Origin of the sequence: Kocuria subflava (genome assembly GCF_012163155.1) — a bacterium.
Lineage (GTDB): Bacteria > Actinomycetota > Actinomycetes > Actinomycetales > Micrococcaceae > Kocuria > Kocuria subflava.
This window is the reverse complement of sequence record NZ_JAAVUN010000192.1, coordinates 1-573: the sequence shown is the minus strand read 5'-3', so window position 1 is coordinate 573 and position 573 is coordinate 1. Positions and strand designations below refer to the sequence as shown.

1 protein-coding gene is annotated in these 573 nt (G+C 46.9%); it reads right to left on the bottom strand.

Annotated features, from left to right (window positions below; all coding sequences use genetic code 11):
- Nucleotides 1–54: 54 nt before the first annotated feature.
- The coding region (locus GTW58_RS13720; RefSeq protein ID WP_168023623.1) for a TIR domain-containing protein at nucleotides 55–573 on the bottom strand (519 nt) is incomplete at its 5' end.

Genomic DNA, 573 nt, shown 5'->3' with positions numbered 1-573 from the left:
ATACAAAGGATTCGGAATTGAACATGGCATGTTTTTCCGTCTATTCAGAAACTTTTACAGCCTATCAAAATGAACATCAAATCCTGCCGCCTTGAGGTCCCCAAGGAGTCTGTTTTGCCAGGATCCGTCATCTAATGGATAATAGGCAACGCCCTGAATGTCCGATGGTATTTCCACATCCTGTCCATGCAGGACTGTTATATTACGTCTGCCGAGGCGAGCCATAGCATACCCCAGTTCTAGGACCACGTTCTGACGTGCCCTGGGCGATTGATGGCCGTCTCTTCGTCCACCTACGTCATCTGCAGACATGATCACAACTGCATACGCAGCAGAGTCTCCGAGAGAGTCTTCCAGTTTTTCAATAATGGTTCGCCCTGAATTGGGCTGGTCCACCAGGACAACAGGTTCGACATCCGTTGCACGGCGAAGAAGGTCTAGCACCATGTACCTAGGTAGCTCTTCTTGTCCATGAATAATAAAGGCTTTGTTCTTTTGGATGTCTTTCCTAGCCCCTGAATCCATCTGTTCACGTTTCTTTAGGGGATAGATATCAATATTTTTGGCAATATC